Raw genomic sequence first — 17,429 nt, forward strand, 5'->3', positions numbered from 1 at the left:
TTGGTCGGTCGGTTCGTGCGGTCGTGCGCCGGAGCGGCGACACGGCGGGCGTGCGGACCGCCCCGGAGCCGACCCCCTCGTCGGCTCCGGGAGCGGTCGCCCGGTCAGTTCAGGTCGTCGAGGAGCGCGAACAGTTCCTCGTCACTCGCGTCGTCCAGGTCGCCGGCCGCCAGCAGCTCGTCGGCGGGCGTGCGCCCGCTCGCCCGCTCGGCGACGTCCAGCAGCTCGCGCAGCTGCCCGGCGACGCTCTCGTAGGCCGAGGGATCGGCGGCCGCCGACTGGACGGCGGCCCTGAGCCGGCCGAGTTCCCCCACCACCGAGTCGGCGGGTGACGCCGTCTCCACCTTGATCTGCCGGTGCAGGTGGGCGGCGAGGGCGGCGGGGCTGGGGTGGTCGAAGACCAGGGTGCTCGGGAGTCGCAGGCCGGTCGCGTTGTTGAGCTGGTTGCGCAGTTCGACGGCGGTCAGCGAGTCGAAGCCCAGTTCCTGGAAGGCCCGTTCGGCGTCGACCGCGTCGGTGTCGGTGTGTCCGAGGACCGCGGCCACCTGGGCGCGCACGAGGTCGGTCAGCGCCTGTTCGCGCTCCTCCTGCGGCAGGGCACCCAGGCGCTGAGCCAGCGACGGGCCCGCGTCCTGGCCACCGGACCCACCGGCCGAGGCGGCTGTGCGGCGGCGGCCGGCCGGGACCAGGTCGCGCAGCAGCGGAGGCAGGGCGTCACCCGACCTGCGCAGGGCGGCCGTATCGAGCCCGCTGACGGCGAGGACGGGTTCGGTTCCCGCCAGGGCGGAGTCGAACAACGCCATCGCCTCGTCCGTGGCCAGTGGCTTCAGGCCGATACGGGCCAGGCGGCGCAGGTCCGTCTCGTTCAGTTCGCCGCTGATGGTGCTGGTCTGGTTCCACAGGCCCCAGGCGAGTGACACCCCGGGCAGTCCGAGGGCGCTGCGGTGCTGGGCGAGCGCGTCCAAGTAGGTGTTGGCAGCGGCGTAGTTGGCCTGGCCGGCGTTGCCGATCAGCCCCGCGATCGAGGAGTACACGACGAACGCGTCGAGTTCGTGGCCGAGGGTGGCTTCGTGCAGGTGCCACGCCGCATCGGTCTTCGGCCTGAGGACCGTGTCCAGGCGTTCGGGCGTCAGGTCGGTGAGCACCGTGTCGTCGAGGACACCGGCGGTGTGGACCACGGCCTTCAGCGGCCGGTCGGCCGGGATCGACGCCAGGAGGCCGGCGACGGCGGCCCTGTCGGAGACGTCGCACGCGGCGAGCGTGATCCGGGCTCCCAGCGTGGACAGTTCGTCCTTCAGGTCCCCGGCTCCGGGGGCGTCCGCTCCGCGCCGGGACACCAGCAGCAGGTCCCGTGCTCCGTGCACGGTCACCAGGTGGCGGGCGAGCACCGTGCCCAGGGTGCCGGTGGCGCCGGTGATCAGGACGGTTCCCTCGTCCCAACGCACCTTCCGCGCACCGGGGTGGTGGGAGGCGCGGCTGAGGCGGGGGACGTATGCCACGGTGTCGCGTACGGCCAGCTGCGGTTCTCCGGTCGCGAGGATCAGCCCGGTGTCGATGTCGGTGCCCGGTTCCAGGTCGGCCAGCACGATCCGGCCCGGATGCTCCGTCTGGGCCACCCGCACGAGGCCCGTCACTCCCGACGCGGCAAGGTCGCGGACCTCTTCGCCGTTCACGGAGAGGGCACCTCGGGTGACGACCACGAGGGTGCGGTCGGCCCTGGCGTCGTCGGTCAGGAACCGCTGGACCTCGCGCAGGGTCTCGTGCAGTACTTCCGGCGCGGGCCGGCCGTCCGACACCGCTTCCCACACCTCGGTCCGCTCCGGCTCCGGCGCCGTACCGTTGCGCGGGGCCGGCTTCCAGCGCACCCCGAACAACCCGTCCAGGCCACCCGGTGCCGCCGCCTCACGCAGCGCCTCCGGCGACAGCGGACGCAACGTCAGTCCGTCGACGGACGCCACCGCGGCACCCGTACCGTCCGCCACGGTCAGCGACGCCTCCAGCGTCTCGGACTCCTGGTCGGAGACGGTCAGACGGACGCGCAGTGCGGTGGCGCCCACGGCGTGCAGGGTGACACCCGACCAGGCGAACGGGAGCCGGGCCCGGCCCGCCTCGTCGACGACGCCGGGGAGGAGGGTGTGCAGGGCGGCGTCGAGGAGGGCCGGGTGCAGCAGGTACCGTCCGGCCTCGGTCTTCAGGTCGTCCGGCAGGGACACCTCGGCGAAGATCTCGCGGTCGCCGCGCCAGGCTCGCTTCAAGCCTTGGAACGCCGGGCCGTAGGTGTAGCCGAGGTCGGTCAGGCGGTCGTAGGCGCCGTCCAGTGACACCTCCTGGGCGTTCGCCGGGGGCCACACCGTCAGGGTCTCGCCGGTGGACGTGTCGGCGGGGGCCAGGCGTCCACGGGCGTGCAGCGTCCACACCCCGTCACCGGCAGTGCCGTCCGGCCCGTCCGGCCCGTCAAATCCGTCCTGTTCGGGCCGTGCGTACACCTCCACTCCGCGACGCCCGGTGTCGTCGGCCTCGCCGACGACGACCTGCACCTGCACACCACCCCGCTCCGGCAGCACCAACGGCACCGACAGCAGCAGTTCGTCGAGGGTCTCGGTGCCGGTCTGCTCGCCCGCGCGCAGCGCCAGTTCCACCAGGGCCGTGCCCGGCAGCAGGACGGTGCCGCCGACGGCGTGCTCGGTCAGCCGGCCGTGGGTGTGCGCCGACACCCGTCCCGTGAAGACATGGCTGTCCCGGTCGGCCAGGTTCACGGCCGCGCCGAGCAGCGGGTGCTGGGCGGGGGTCAGGCCCAGGCCGGCGGCGTCCAGCGGAGCGCCCGCGCCGTCCAGCCAGTACCGCGCGTGCTGGAAGGCGTACGTGGGCAGGTCGACCCGCCGGGCACCGGGGAGGACCTTCGTCCAGTCGGGGCCGGCGTCGCGCAGCCGCAGCAGGGCCAGTGCCGTCGCCACGGACTCCGCCTCGGAACGCCCGCGGCGCAGCGCCGGGGTGAGCACTCCGGCCTCCTCGGTCAGGCATGCCTCGGCGAGCGCGGTCAGGACACCGTCGGGGCCCAGCTCCAGGTACTCGGTGACGCCCTCGGACTGCAGGAAGCGCACACCGTCGTGGAAGCGGACGGTGCCTCGGATGTGGCGGACCCAGTAGTCGGGTGACGTCAGTTCCTCGTCGGTGGCGAGGACACCGGTCACGTTGGAGACGACGGGGATCCGCGGGGCATGGAAGGTCAGGCCCGAGATGACCTCGCGGAACTCGTGGAGGACCTCCTCCATGTGCGGGGAGTGGAAGGCGTGGGAGACGGTCAGGAGCCGGACCCTGGCGCCCCTGGCCCGCCAGCCCTCCGTGAGGGCGGCGACGGCGTCCTGGTCGCCGGAGATCACCGTGGCGCGCGGGCCGTTGACCGCGGCGACGGAGACGCGCTCCTCGCCGTAGGGGAGCAGGGAGGCACGGACCTCGTCCTCGCTCGCCTGGATCGAGGCCATCGCCCCGCCCTCACGGGCGGCCTGCATCAGACGGCCGCGCTCGGCGACCAGGACACAGGCGTCGGCCAGGTCCAGGACCCCGGCCAGATGGGCCGCCGTGACCTCACCCAGCGAGTGGCCGAGCAGATAGTCCGGCCGTACGCCGTAGTGCTCGAAGAGGCGGTACAGCGCGACCTCGACCGCGAACAGCGCGGCCTGGGTGAAGGCCGTCTGGTCGATCAGCGCGGCGTCGGCCGACGTCTCCGGGGCGAAGAGCACTCCCTTCACGGGGCGGACGAGCTCCGGATCCAGATGGGCGCACACCCGGTCCAGCGCCTCGGCGAACACCGGGTCGGTCTCGTACAGTTCGCGGCCCATGCCGAGCCGCTGGGCACCCTGCCCGGTGAACAGGAACGCGGTCCTGCCGGGGCGGGTGGTACGGGTTCCCACCACGCCGGGGACCTGCTGTCCGTCGGCCGAACCGGCCAGCGCGGCGAGGCCGTCGAGCAGTGTCTCGCGGCTGCCGCCGAGGACGGCGACACCCCGGTCGAGCAGAGCCCGCCCGGTGGCCAGCGAGTAGGCGACGTCGGCCGCGTCGAGACCGGGCCTCGCCTCGACGAACCGGCGCAGGCGCTCCGCCTGGTCGCGCAGCGACTTCTCGGTCCTGCCGGTGAGGATCCACGGCAGGACGGACAAGGGAGCGTCGGTCGTCGGCTGCCGCCGAGCCGTTTCCTGGTCCTCCGTCGCGGCCGGGGGTTCCTCGATGACGACGTGGGCGTTGGTGCCGCTGATCCCGAAGGAGGAGATGCCGGCACGGCGCGGCCGGCCGTCGGTGTCCGGCCAGTCCCGTGCCTCGGTCAGCAGCTCGACCGTGCCGGCGTCCCAGTCGACATGGCCCGAGGGCTTCTCCGCGTGCAGGGTCCTCGGCAGCACCCCGTGCCGCATCGCCTCGATCATCTTGATGACTCCGCCGACACCGGCGGCCGCCTGCGAGTGGCCGATGTTGGACTTCAGGGATCCGAGGTACAGCGGCCTGTCCGAGGTGCGGTCGCGTCCGTAGGTGGCGAGCAGGGCCTGTGCCTCGATGGGGTCGCCGAGGCGGGTGCCGGTGCCGTGGGCTTCGACGGCGTCCACTTCGGTGGTGTCCAGGCCGGCGTTGGCCAGGGCCTGGCGGATGACGCGTTCCTGGGAGGGGCCGTTGGGTGCGGTCAGGCCGTTGCTGGCGCCGTCCTGGTTGACCGCCGTGCCGCGGACCACCGCGAGGACCCGGTGGCCGTTCTTGCGGGCGTCGGAGAGCCGCTCGACGAGGAGGAGCCCGACGCCTTCGGACCAGCCGGTGCCGTCGGCGTCGTCGGAGAAGGACTTGCAGCGGCCGTCGGTGGACAGACCGCGCTGCCGGGAGAACTCCACGAACGTGGTGGGGCTGTTCATGACGGTGACGCCGCCGGCGAGGGCCAGATCGCACTCGCCGTTGCGCAGCGCGCCCGCGGCCATGTGCAGGGCCACCAGCGAGGAGGAGCAGGCCGTGTCGACCGTGACGGCCGGGCCTTCCAGACCGTACGTGTACGACAGGCGGCCGGACAGGACGCTGGAGAGGTTGCCCGCGAGCAGGAAGCCCTCGAACTCCTCCGGCGTGGCGTCCAGCCGGGAGGCGTAGTCGTCGTACATGGCGCCGGTGAACACGCCGGTCTCGCTGCCGCGCAGTGCGGCCGGGTCGATGCCCGCGCTCTCGAACGTCTCCCAGGCGGTTTCCAGCAGCAGGCGCTGCTGCGGGTCGGTCGCGGTCGCCTCGCGGGGTGACATGCCGAAGAACTCGCGGTCGAAGAGGTCGGCGTCGTGGAGGAAGCCGCCTTCTCGGACGTACGACGTGCCGACCTGGTCGGGGTCCGGGTCGTACAGCTTGTCGATGTCCCAGCCTCGGTTGGAGGGGAACTCGGTGATGGCGTCGACGCCGTCGGCGACCAGGTTCCACAGGTCCTCGGGGGAGGACACCCCGCCCGGGTAGCGGCACGCCATCCCCACGATCGCGATCGGCTCGTCGGCGCGGGCCCCGGCACGATCGCGCCGGTCCCCGTGCTTGTCCCGCGGGGACTGGGCGGACACCGCCTCGGACAGCAGGTACGCGGCCAGCGCGTTCGGTGTCGGATGGTCGAACACGGCCGTGGTGGGCAGCCGCAGGCCGGTCGCGGTGGCGAGGCGGTTGCGCAGGTCGACACCGGCCATCGAGTCGAAACCGAGGTCGTTGAACGCACGGGCCGGATCCACGGCCGTGGCGTTCGGGTGGCCGAGTACCGAGGCCACGACGGTCCGCACCAGGGTCAGCACGGTGTCGGCCCGCTTGGCCTCAGGCAGGTCGGCGATCTGCCCCGCCCACCCCGAACCCGAGGCGGCGCCGTCGGGCGTGCCGGCGCGCGCGGCACGGCGGGGACGCGGCCGGACCAGGCCGCGGTACAGCGCCGGGACCGTTGCCGACTCATCGCGCGTCAGACCGCTCGGGTCCAGGGCCACCGGTGCCAGCAGCGGCTCGCCGCCGGCCAGCGCCAGGTCGAAGAGCGCGCGGCCCTGCCGCGGGGTGAGCGGGGTCATGCCGGCGCGCGCCCAGCGGGCGAGGTCGGCGTCGGTGAGGGACGCTCCCATGCCGTGCGTGGCGTCCCAGAGCCCCCAGGCCAGCGAGGTGGCGGGCAGACCGTGCGCGGCGCGGTGCTGGGCGAGGGCGTCCACATAGGTGTTCGCCGCCGCGTAGTTGGCCTGGCCCGCGGTGCCGGTGAGGCCGGACACCGACGAGAACAGCACGAAGGCCGTCAGGTCCAGGTCCCGGGTCAGCTCGTGGAGGTGGCGGGCGCCGTCCGCCTTCGGCCGCATGACGGCGTCCAGCTGCGCCTCGGTCAGCGACTGAAGGGTCGCGTCCGCCAGGACACCGGCCGTGTGCACGACGGCGGTCAGCGGGTGCGCCGCCGGGACCGAGGCCACGAGCGCCGCGACGGCGTCGCGGTCACCGACGTCGGCGGCGGTCACGGTCACCTCGGCGCCGAGCGCGGTCAGCTCCTCGGCCAGCTCGGCGGCGCCGGGCGCGGCGGGGCCCCGGCGGCTGCTCAGCAGCAGGTGCCGTACACCGTGCCCGGTCACCAGGTGCCGGGCGAACAGCGCGCCAAGTCCGCCGGTTCCGCCGGTCACGAGGACCGTGCCGTCCGGGTCGAAGCGGGGGTGGGCGCCCCGGCCGCCCGGAGGGTGCGGGCGAGCCGGGGCGCGTGCAGCCGGCCGGCGCGTACGGCCAGCTGCGGCTCCTCGGCGGCGAGCGCGGCAGGCAGCAGGGAGTCCGCCGCCGGGTCGTCGTCGAGGTCGATCAGCACGATTCGGTCGGGATGCTCGGACTGCGCCGAGCGGATCAGGCCCCAGACGGACGCGGTCGCGAGGGCCACGTCGTCGGTGGGGCGTGCGGCGACGGCACGCCGGGTCACCAGCGCGAGCCGGGAGCCGGCGAACCGCTCGTCGGCCAGCCACTCCTGGACCTGGCGCAGCACCCGAAGGGTCTCGGGCCGCGGGTCACCCGGGTCCGTCGAGCCGACGGCGGCCACCCGGAGGACGACGACGTCGGCCGGTTCGCCGGAGGCACCGGCCTCGGACCAGGTCAGGGAGGTGTCCGGGGCGGGCGAGGGCAGTTCGCTCCACTCCACGGTGAACAGGGAGGCGGCGGCGGTGTCCGACGCCGCCGTGAGACGGTCCTTCGGGACGGCACGCAGGGCGAGACCCAGGTCGGCGACAGGGGCGCCGGTCGCGTCGCCGACGGTGAGAGTGGCCCGCCCGGGAGTCGCGGTCGAGATCCGCGCCCGCAGTTCGCCGGCGCCCGTCGCGTGCAGGGCGACGTCGTTCCAGGCGAACGGGAGCTGGATGTGCGACGGATCCGTACCGGCGCCCGCGTCGAGCACCAGCGGATGCAGTACGGCGTCGAGCAGCGCCGGGTGCAGCCCGTACGCGCCGGCGCTGTCGGCCTGCGCCTCGGGCAGGCGCACCTCGGCGAAGACGTCGGTGCCGCGCCGCCAGACGGCACGCAACGCCCGGAAGGCCGGGCCGTAGGCGTAGCCGAGTGCGGCCAGCCGGTCGTAGACGTCGTCGAGGCTCTCGGCTTCGGCGCCGGCCGGGGGCCAGGCGGTGAGGTCCGCCTCGGCGGCGGGCGCGGCGGCGGCCCCGGCGAGCAGGCCGGTGGCGTGCCGGGTCCACGGCAGGGCGCGGTCCGCGGTGTCCGGGCGCGCGTGGACGGTGAACGCGCGCTGCCCGTCCCGGTCCGGGGCGGCGACCGCCACCTGGACGCGGACGGCTCCGCGCTCGGGCAGCGGCAACGGCGCCTCCAGCGTCAGCTCCGCCAGGTACGGGGTGCCGACGTGTCCGCCCGCGGCGACGGCGAGTTCGACGAAGGCGGTGCCGGGCGCGATGACGGTGCCGGCGATCGCGTGGTCGGCGAGCCAGGGCTGGGCGGCGCGTGAGAGACGGCTGGTGAACAGCGCGTCCTCCCGCTCGGCGAACTCCACGGCCGTGGTCAGCAGCGGGTGCCCGGCCGGGTCGAGGCCGAGGCTGCGGGCGTCGGTGCGCGGGGTGGCGTTCAGCCAGAAACGGGTGCGCCGGAAGGGGTAGACCGGCAGGTCGGTCCGGGTCGCGCCGGGGAAGAATGAGGCGACGTCGAGCGGGGCGCCCTGGGCGTACGCGGCGGCCGTCGCGCCGGCGAGGGCCTCCGTCTCGGGGCGGCCGGCGCGCAGCACGGGGACAACGGTGACGCCGGCGGCCGGGGTGCCCTCCAGGGTGCGGCGGGCCAGTGCCGTCAGCACGGCGTCCGGGCCGACCTCGACGAGGACGGTGGCGCCCTCGGCCGCGAGACGCTGCACGGCGGGGGCGAAGCGCACGGTCTCGCGGATCTGCCGCGCCCAGTAGTCGGGCGAGGCGAGCTGCTCGGCGGTGGCGATCTCACCGGTCACCGTCGAGACGACCGGGATGCGCGGACGGTGGAAGGTGAGCCCGGCCGCGACGGCGCGGAACTCCTCCAGGACGCCGTCCATGTGCGGGGAGTGGAAGGCGTGCGAGACGGTCAGCCGGTGGGTGCGGCGGCCGGCCGCCCGCCAGTCGCGGGCGATCTCCGCCACGACCTCCGCGTCACCGGAGACCACCACGGAGGAGGGGGAGTTGACGGCGGCGACGGACGCGGCGGACTCCCGTCCGGCCAGCCCTGCGGCGATCTCCTCCTCGGTGCCCTCGACGGCGACCATCGCGCCGCCGGCCGGTGCCGACTGCATGAGCCGTCCGCGCGCGGCGACCAGGACCGCGGCGTCCTCCAGGGAGAGGACCCCGGCGGCGTGTGCGGCGGCGAGTTCGCCGATCGAGTGCCCGGCGAGCAGGTCCGGGGCCAGCCCGTGGTGGGTCAGCAGCCGGAAGAGGGCCACCTCGACGGCGAACAGCGACGGCTGCGTGTACGCGGTGAGGTCGATCAGTCCGTCGCCCACGCCCTCGCCGAACAGCACGTCACGCAGGGACACGTCCAGAAGGCCGTCGAAGGCGGCGCACACCTCGTCGAGGGCGGCGGCGAACACCGGGTGGGCGGCGTACAGTTCGCGGCCCGCTCCGGCGCGCTGCGCGCCCTGGCCGGTGAACAGGAACGCGGTGCGGCCCGGGGTGTCCGCGGTGCCGGTGACGGTGTTCGGGGCCTCGCCGCCCGCGGCGAGGCCGGTCAGTCCGGCGAGCAGGTCCTCGGTGCCGGAGGCGAGGACGACGGCGCGGTGCTCGAAGGCGGTGCGGGTCGTGCCCAGGGAGAGGCCGAGGTCGGCCAGGCCGGCACCGGATGCGGTGACGTGCGCGGCCAGTCGGGCGGCCCGCTCGCGCAGCGCGTCCGGGTCGCGGGCGGTCAGGACGAACGGCGCGGGCACCGCGGCGAGGGTGGCGGTCCCGGTCCCGGCCGGGACCACGGCCCGCGGTGCCTCCTCGACGACGAGGTGGGCGTTGGTGCCGCTGATGCCGAACGAGGAGACCGCGGCGCGCCGGGGACGGCCGGCCTCGGGCCAGGGGCGTTCCTCGGTGAGCAGCGAGACGGTGCCGTCGGACCAGTCCACATGGCTGCTCGGCCGGTCCACGTGCAGCGTCCTGGGCAGCACGCCGTGCCGGATCGCCTGGATGATCTTGATGACGCCGCCGACGCCCGCGGCGGCCTGGGTGTGGCCGATGTTGGACTTCAGCGAGCCGAGGTGCAGCGGACGGTCGCCGTCGTGCCCGGGGCCGTAGACGGCCTGGAGGGCCTCGGCCTCGATGGGGTCGCCGAGACGGGTCCCGGTGCCGTGCGCCTCGACGGCGTCCACGTCCGCGGCGGTCAGGCCGGCGTCGGCCAGCGCCTGCTGGATGACGCGCTGCTGGGAGGGGCCGTTGGGGGCCGTGAGACCGTTGCTGGCGCCGTCCTGGTTGACGGCGGAGCCCCGGAGCACGGCGAGCACGGGGTGGCCGTTGCGCCGCGCGTCGGACAGCCGTTCCAGCAGGAGCAGGCCGACGCCCTCGGACCAGCCGGTGCCGTCGGCGCCGTCGGCGAAGGGCTTGCAGCGGCCGTCGGGGGCCAGTCCGCGCTGACGGGAGAACTCCACGAACATGCCCGGCGAGGACATGACGGTGGCGCCGCCCGCCAGGGCCAGGTTGGTCTCGCCGGAGCGCAGGGAGCGGATCGCCAGGTGCAGGGCGACCAGGGAGGAGGAGCAGGCCGTGTCGACCGTGAGCGCCGGGCCGACCAGGCCGAGCTGGTAGGCGATGCGGCCGGACATCACACTGGCGGTGGTGCCGGTCAGCACGCCGCCCTGGACGGACTCGGGGGCGTCGTCCATGCGCGGTCCGTACTCCAGGCCGGTGGCGCCGACGAACACCCCGGTGCGGGTGCCGCGCAGTCGCGCGGGGTCGATCCCGGCGCGCTCGACGCTCTCCCAGGCCGTCTCCAGCAGGAGGCGCTGCTGCGGGTCCATCGCCAGGGCCTCGCGCGGGGAGATCCCGAAGAAGGCGGCGTCGAAGTCGCCCGCGTCGTGCAGGAATCCGCCGTGGCGCACGGAGCTGTGGCCGGGCCGGTCGGGGTCGGGGTCGTACAGGTCCTCGGGCCAGCCGCGGTCGGCCGGGAACCCGGTGATGGCGTCGCCGCCCTCGGCGACGAGGCGCCACAGGTCCTCGGGCGAGGCCACGCCGCCCGGGTAGCGGCAGGCCATGGCGACGACGGCGACGGCCTCGCCGTCACCACCACCCGCCGCCGTCTCGTCCGGGGCGGCGGCCTCCCCGGCGAGTTCGGCCGCGAGGAACCCGGCGAGAGCCCCCGGCGTCGGGTGGTCGAAGAGCAGACCGCCGGGCAGCCTCAGGCCGGTCGCCCGGGCCAGCGTGCCGCGCAGCTCGGTGGCCATCAGGGAGCTGAAGCCGAGGTCCCGGAAGGGTGTGTGCGCGGGCACGCGGTGGCCCGGCGCGTACTCCAGCACCGCGGCGATGTGGGTGTGCAGCAGATCCTCGACGGCACGCCTGCGCTCCGCCTCGCCGAGCGGGGCGAGTCGGCGGCCCAGCTCACCGCGGGGGGTGGCGGGTTCGGCCTCGAGGGCCGGCTTCAGCGGTTCGGCGGCTCTGCGGACACCGTCGAACCAGTGGGAGCGGCGCTGGAACGCGTACGTCGGAAGCGCGACGTGACGCCCGGACCGGTCGCCGTACACGGCGGTCCAGTCCGCCGCGGCGCCCCGGGTGAACGCGGTGGCCAGCGCGGTCCGCGCGGTCAGCGGCTCGGAACGGCCGGCGCGCAGCAGGGGTACGGCCGTGATGGCGTCGGCGTCGACGGCGCAGTCCTCGGCGAGGGCCGACAGGACACCGTCCGGCCCGAGCTCCAGGAAGGTGCGTACGCCGGCGCTCTCCAGGGCGCGCACGGCGTCGAGGAAGCGCACCGGACGGCGGACCTGCTCGACCCAGTAGTCGGGCGAGGTGAACTGCCCGGCGGTCACCGGCTCCCCGGTGACCGTGGAGACGATCGGAATGACCGGCTCCGAGTAGGCGAGCGAGGCCGCGACCTCGCGGAACTCCGCGAGCATCGGGTCCATGTGGGGGGAGTGGAAGGCGTGCGAGACGGTCAGGCGCTTCGTGCGGCGGCCCCGTTCGCGCAGCGCGGCAGCGACCTCCGCGGCCGCGTCGGCGTCACCCGACAGCACGAGCGAGCGGGGGCCGTTGACGGCGGCGACGGCGAGCGTGGTCCCACGGTCCGCCAGGAGCGGCAGCACCTCCGCCTCGGTGGCCTCCACGGCGATCATCGCGCCGCCCGTGGGCAGCGCCTGCATCAGCCGGGCGCGGGCGGCGACCAGGCGTGCCGCGTCGGCGAGGGAGAGCACGCCCGCGACATGCGCGGCGGCCAGCTCGCCGATGGAGTGTCCGGCCAGCCCGTCGGGGCGCAGCCCCCAGCTCTCCAGGAGGCGGAAGAGGGCGACCTCGACGGCGAACAGCGCGGGCTGGGTGGCGCCGGTCTCGTGCAGCGCCGTGTCGTCGGCGACGAGGTCGGCGAGCGGGCGTGGCAGGAGAGGGTCGAGGTGTGCGGCGACCTCGTCGAAGGCGGTGGCGTACGCCGGGAACGCCGTGTGCAGTTCCTGGCCCATGCCGGCGCGCTGGGCGCCCTGGCCGGTGAAGAGGAAGGCCGTCCGGCCGCCTTGTACCGCTCCGGAGACGACCTGGGCGGCGGGGGCGGCGGCGGCGAGCGCCTCCAGACCGGTGAGCAGCGCGTCGCGGCCGTCGGCGACGACGACGGCGCGATGGTCCAGGAAGGTGCGGGTGGTGGCCAGCGCACGGCCGATGTCCTCGGCGGGCAGCGCGGGGTGCGCGGCGGCGAAGGCGCGCAGCCTTTCCGCCTGGGCGCGCAGCGCGTCCTCGTCGTGGCCGGTGACGATCCAGGGCAGCGGGCCGGTCGCCGCCGGGGTGCCGGGCTCGGTGACGTCGGCGGCGGGCGGCGCCTCCTCGACGACGACATGGGCGTTGGTGCCGCCCATGCCGAAGGAGCTGACGCCGGCGATCAGCGCCCGGTCCTCGTCCGGCCAGGCCGTGAGCTCGCGCTGTACGGCGATCCCGAGTGCGTCAGGAGCGATCCGCGGGTGGGGCGTCTCGTAGTTCAGGCTGGCCGGCAGCCGCCGGTGGTGGAGGCTCAGCAGGGTCTTGATCAGACCGGCGATGCCCGCGGCGCCTTCGAGATGCCCGATGTTCGTCTTCACGGAGCCGACGCGCAGCGCGGTGCGCCCGGTGCGGCCGCGTCCGAGCGCCGCCCCGAGCGCGGCGGCCTCCAGCGGGTCGCCTACGGGAGTGCCGGTGCCGTGCAGTTCGACGTACTGCACCTCGGCCGGGACGATCCCGGCACGCCCGTACGCCTCGCGCAGCACCGCCTCCTGGGCGGCCGGGCTGGGCACGGTGAGACCGTCGGTGGAACCGTCGTTGTTGACGGCGCTGGAACGGATGACGCCGTAGATCCGGTCCCGGTCGGCCAAGGCCCGGCTCAGCGGCTTGAGGAGGACGACGCCGCCGCCCTCGCCGGGCACGAAGCCGTTGGCGCGGGCGTCGAAGGTGTAGGTGGTCCCGTCGGGCGACAGTGCTCCGAAGCGGGACTCGGTGACAACGTTCTCCGCCAGCAGGTTGAGGTTCACACCGGCCGCGAGCGCGCTGTCGGCCTCACCCGAGCGCAGGCTCTCACAGGCCAGGTGGACGGCCACCAGGGAGGACGACTGGGCGGAGTCCACGGTCATGCTCGGACCGTGCAGGCCCAGGTGGTACGAGACGCGGTTGGCGATGACACCGCGGTTCACACCGGTCATGGTGTGCTGCGTGACGGCGTCGGCACCGTGCAGGTACAGCAGGCTGGTCCAGTCGTCGCGCAGGGTGCCGACGAACACGGCCGTCCTGCTGCCGCGCAGGGTCGCGGGGACGACTCCGGCGTCCTCCAGGGCCTCCCAGGCGAGCTCCAGCACCAGCCGCTGCTGCGGGTCCATGGCCGCCGCCTCGCGCGGGGAGATGCCGAAGAACGGCGCGTCGAACGCGTCGACGGCGTCGAGGAAGCCGCCGCGTCCGGCGCCGAGGGAGCGCCCCTCGGAGCCCCAACGCCCCTCCGGTACGGCGGTGATGGCGTCGGTGCCGCCGGTGAGCAGGTCCCAGAACGCGGCGGGGGTGCCGGCTCCCGGGAGCCGGCAGGACATGCCGATGACAGCAATGGGCTCCGCCCGGACCCCGGACGCGCTGCCCTCCATGGGTTCTGCGTGGGTGTCGTGCTCGCTGGTCGTCACTGTCGGGTGCCCTTTCCGTACTGCGTACTGCAACGGTCCAAGACGTCCGCCTGCGCATCGGAGCCCGGACGGCTCGGCGCGGCCTGCCATCGACGGTATGTACTGACGTCTTCCGAAGATCCAACGTGCGATCACGGGCCGGTAATCGGCGCCCGCTCACCGCGTCGCGGCCGGCCGCGTTACCCCTCGATGAGTCCCGGGTTTCCGGCCTGCCGATAGCTTTTCGGCGTAGTTGTCACCCTCATCGCCCTTTCCACCCTCACTTTCCGGAGGACAGAGGAATGTCGAACAGCGCCACGGCCGTCGAGCTCCCCAAGGAGCTCGAAAAGCACCTGGAGAGCTATGTCGCCGCCTTCAACTCGGGCGACGCCGAAGGCGTCAATGCCCACTACACCGAAGCCGGCATCATCGTGTGGGAGAAGGGCAATCCGGTGAGCGGCGCGGACCGCCGGGCCGCCGTCACGGAATTCCTCGCCACCATGCGGCCGCACATCGAGACCGAGGTGCGGGAGGCGTACGTCACCGGCGACACGGCCCTGCTGGTCGTGGACTGGACCATGGAGATCAACACGGCGAGCGGCGAGGGCCGCGAGCACCTGCGCGGTGTCGGCCTCGACGTCCTGCGCAAGCAGGCGGACGGCTCGTGGCTGTACGCCGTCGACGACCCGTTCGGTGAGGAACCGCGCGACTGACCGGGCGCGCCGGGAGGCGTACGGGCACATCGCGAAGAGGCCGGGCTCCTGGGGGAGCCCGGCCTCTTCCGTCGTGACGGACGCGCCGTTGGTCAGACGGTGATGTCGGCGACCGGACGGTCCACGGCCATCAGCCACTTGCCGTTCTCGACACGGCGGATGACATCGGTGCAGCTGCCCTTGATCTGGACCAGTTCACCGTCCTCGCCGGGCAGCCCCAGCTCGAAGTCGACGACGATGAGCGTGACGTCGTCCGCGGTGTAGGAGTGCTTGACGACGGAGTTCAGCGTCGGGCCCTTGGCCAGCAGTTCGATGATGCCCTTGGTGCGGGCCTCTCCGCTCAGCGGGCTGCCCGTCAGGTTGGAGATGGCGTCGTCGCGGTAGAGGTTGTCGAAAGCTGCGCCGTCCCCGGAGTTGAAGATCTTCAGGAAGACGTCGTTCTGGACCTCGGGGTCATCGGTGAGTTCGAGGCTGTACAGGTCGACGTCGGAGGTCGAGGCGGTCATGGGCATCTCCTTCTCGTGTGGTTCGCCGTGTCCGGCTGATGTGGGCGGCCGCGCGCCGTCATGGCGCACGGAGTCGTCAGGCGGCCCGCGGCGCGTGGCCGAACTTTCCGTCGAAGAACGTCAACGCGCCGTCGTCGCAGCCCCGTCGGCACTCCAGCACCCTGCCGACGAAGATCGTGTGGTCGCCCGAGGCGTGCGCGTCGATCACGTCGCACTCCAGCCAGGCCAGTGCGCCGGCCAGCAGCGGAGCGCCCGTGTGCTCGCCCGGCGCCCATTCGACGCCGTCGAACTGCGCGAGCCCGAGGGTGCGCTTCTTGTCCGCGAAGTGCCGGGCGAGCGACTGCTGTCCGGCTGCCAGGATGTTCACGCCGAAGCGCCCGGCCGCGGTCAGCTCGTCGAACATGACGGCGCTGTGATCGATGGAGACCAGTACCGTCGGCGGGGAGAGCGACACCGAGCTGAAGGCGTTGGCCGTCATGGCGTGGATGTGGTCGCCGCCCACCGACAGCACGGTGACGCCGGTGGCGAACTGGGACATCACATCCCGCAGCGAGGCGGCCCCGACGGACGTGCGCAGCCCCGTCCGCGAGGCTGCGGGTTCGAGCTCTGCGGATGCAGGAGTCATTTCCCCTCTTCGGATTCGGGTTGAGGGTCCCCTGGGCAAACTAAGGGGCGGGGGGAAAACGTATCCGTACGGGACTTTCCCGCGCTCAATCGCCAGGTAATCGCCGGTATTCGGCGATGGCTTCGGCCGGCGATGACCGAGCCGTTACCGCACACTGGCGCGCATTCGGAATGTTGGCCCCATGACCGATGCTTCGAATGCCTCTGCCGGACGACCGCAGCTGGCCGAACCCCACCTGGGGGCCGTGCTGGCCTCCGCCGGACTGGACGCCGAATACGTCCGGGCCGAGGGGAACCACCTCTATCAGCGGGGCGAGGACGGCCGCGAGGTCGCCGTCGTGGACTACGCCGGCGGATACGGCTCGCTCCTGCTGGGCCACAACCATCCCGCGATCACCGCGTACGCGCAGGAGCTGCTGCAGAGCGGCGTCCCGGTGCACGCGCAGTTCTCCCTGCACCCCGAGGCCGCCGAACTGGCGCTCGCCCTGGACGGGATCGTCCGCCGTGAGACCGGCGACACCGAGCCGTTCTTCGCCGTCTTCGCGAACACCGGCGCCGAGGCCAACGAGGCCGCGCTCAAGCACGCCGAGATGGACCGGGGCATGCGCCTCGGTGCGCTGCTCGACTCCGTCCGCAGCGGCTTCGACGCGGTGCGCGACGCCGTACGGGACGGTTCCGCGACCGTGCCCGCCGAGGTCTTCGCGCGCTTCGGCGTGGACGCCCCGGGGCCCGCCGCGCTGGACATGCTGATCGGCCGCCTCGCCGCCCACAACGAGGAGCAGGCCGGGCGGCCCCCGGTCTTCCTCACCCCGGAGGGCTCCTTCCACGGAAAGCTGGCCGGCACGGTCCAGCTCACGCACAACGAGGGCTACCGCGCCCCGTTCAGGGCGCTGGCCGCCCAGGCGCGGTTCGTCCCGCTCGACCGGCCGGGCACCCTGCGCAAGATCGTCGACGAGGAGCGCGCCACCCTGTTCGGCCTGGTCCTGGAGGACGGCCGGGTCCGGCTGTCGGAGCACGAGGCGCCCGTCGTGTGCGCGTTCGTCCTGGAGCCGATCCAGGGCGAGGGCGGCATCCGCGAGCTGTCGGCGGAGTTCGTCCAGGAGATCCAGGACGTCTGCGCGGAGATCGGGGCGCCGGTCGTCGTGGACGAGATCCAGAGCGGCATGGGCCGCACGGGCGACTTCCTGGCCAGTACGCGCCTGGGGCTGCGCGGCGACTACTACACCCTCGCCAAGAGCCTCGGCGGCGGCCTCGCCAAGATCTCGGTGCTGCTGGTGCGTGCCTCGCGCTACCGCGGCGAGTTCGAGCTGGTCCACAGCTCGACCTTCGCCAAGGACGGTTTCTCCAACCGCGTCGCCCTGAAGGTCCTGGAGCTCCTGGAGGCCGACGGCGGTGCCGCCTACCGCAAGGCCGCCGAGCTGGGCGACCGGCTGCTGGCCATGCTCGGTGCCGTTCGGGAGGACTTCCCCGAGGTCGTCAAGGACGTCCGCGGCCGTGGCCTGATCCTCGGTCTGGAGTTCCACGACCAGTCCGGGGCGCCGGTCCCGGCGATCGCGGAGGCGGCCCGGGCCGGCCTGTTCGGCTACCTGGTCGCGGGCCACCTGCTGCGCGGCCACCGCGTCCGGACGTTCCCGACCGCGAGTGCCCCCGAGACCCTCCGTTTCGAGCCGTCGATCCTCCTGTCGGACGACGACATCGCCTGGCTGGAGACGGCGCTGCGCGACACCTGCGACATCGTCCGAGGCGGCTATCGGCGCCCGCTGGCGCTGCCCGCCGGGTGACGGACGGGATGACCGCCGGGGGCCGGTGGCCGGGACACAGCCTGTGTCCCGGCCACCGGCCCCCGCCCGTTCCGGG

The 17,429-nt window shown here is 73.9% G+C and carries 5 protein-coding genes and 1 pseudogene; 2 read left to right on the forward strand and 4 right to left on the reverse strand.

Annotated elements, in window-relative coordinates; translation table 11 throughout:
- Positions 1–104: 104 nt before the first annotated feature.
- Both N8I86_RS28435 and N8I86_RS28440 read right to left on the reverse strand, forming a co-directional pair.
- Positions 105–6,635, reverse strand: a pseudogene (locus N8I86_RS28435) (type I polyketide synthase); the annotation flags it as partial.
- The gene (locus tag N8I86_RS28440; protein ID WP_404830882.1) at positions 6,632–13,714 is read right to left on the reverse strand and encodes a type I polyketide synthase; all 7,083 of its coding nucleotides are present in this window, start codon (positions 13,712–13,714) and stop codon (positions 6,632–6,634) included. The gene N8I86_RS28440 and the pseudogene N8I86_RS28435, both read right to left, overlap by 4 nt.
- Before the next feature lie 317 nt (positions 13,715–14,031).
- Between N8I86_RS28440 and N8I86_RS28445 the strand changes: the two genes are divergently transcribed.
- A complete protein-coding gene (locus N8I86_RS28445) occupies positions 14,032–14,442 on the forward strand; it encodes a YybH family protein (protein ID WP_073897610.1) in 411 nt (136 codons plus the stop codon).
- Between the two features lie 92 nt (positions 14,443–14,534).
- Here the strand turns inward: N8I86_RS28445 and N8I86_RS28450 are convergent, their stop codons facing one another.
- Together N8I86_RS28450 and N8I86_RS28455 are read right to left on the reverse strand one after the other, a co-directional pair.
- Positions 14,535–14,948, reverse strand: a complete 414-nt coding sequence (locus N8I86_RS28450; RefSeq protein WP_241841209.1) for a YybH family protein — start codon at positions 14,946–14,948, stop codon at positions 14,535–14,537.
- A 76-nt stretch (positions 14,949–15,024) separates the two neighbouring features.
- Entirely contained in the window at positions 15,025–15,573 is a 549-nt protein-coding gene (locus tag N8I86_RS28455) for a flavin reductase family protein (protein ID WP_073897606.1), read from the reverse strand.
- A 181-nt stretch (positions 15,574–15,754) separates the two neighbouring features.
- Between N8I86_RS28455 and N8I86_RS28460 the strand changes: the two genes are divergently transcribed.
- Positions 15,755–17,353: an aspartate aminotransferase family protein gene (locus N8I86_RS28460; RefSeq protein WP_073897604.1), complete on the forward strand. Its 1,599-nt coding sequence runs from the start codon at positions 15,755–15,757 to the stop codon at positions 17,351–17,353.
- Positions 17,354–17,429: the final 76 nt, after the last annotated feature.

It is taken from the genome of Streptomyces albidicamelliae (assembly GCF_025642175.1).
Taxonomy (GTDB): domain Bacteria; phylum Actinomycetota; class Actinomycetes; order Streptomycetales; family Streptomycetaceae; genus Streptomyces; species Streptomyces albidocamelliae.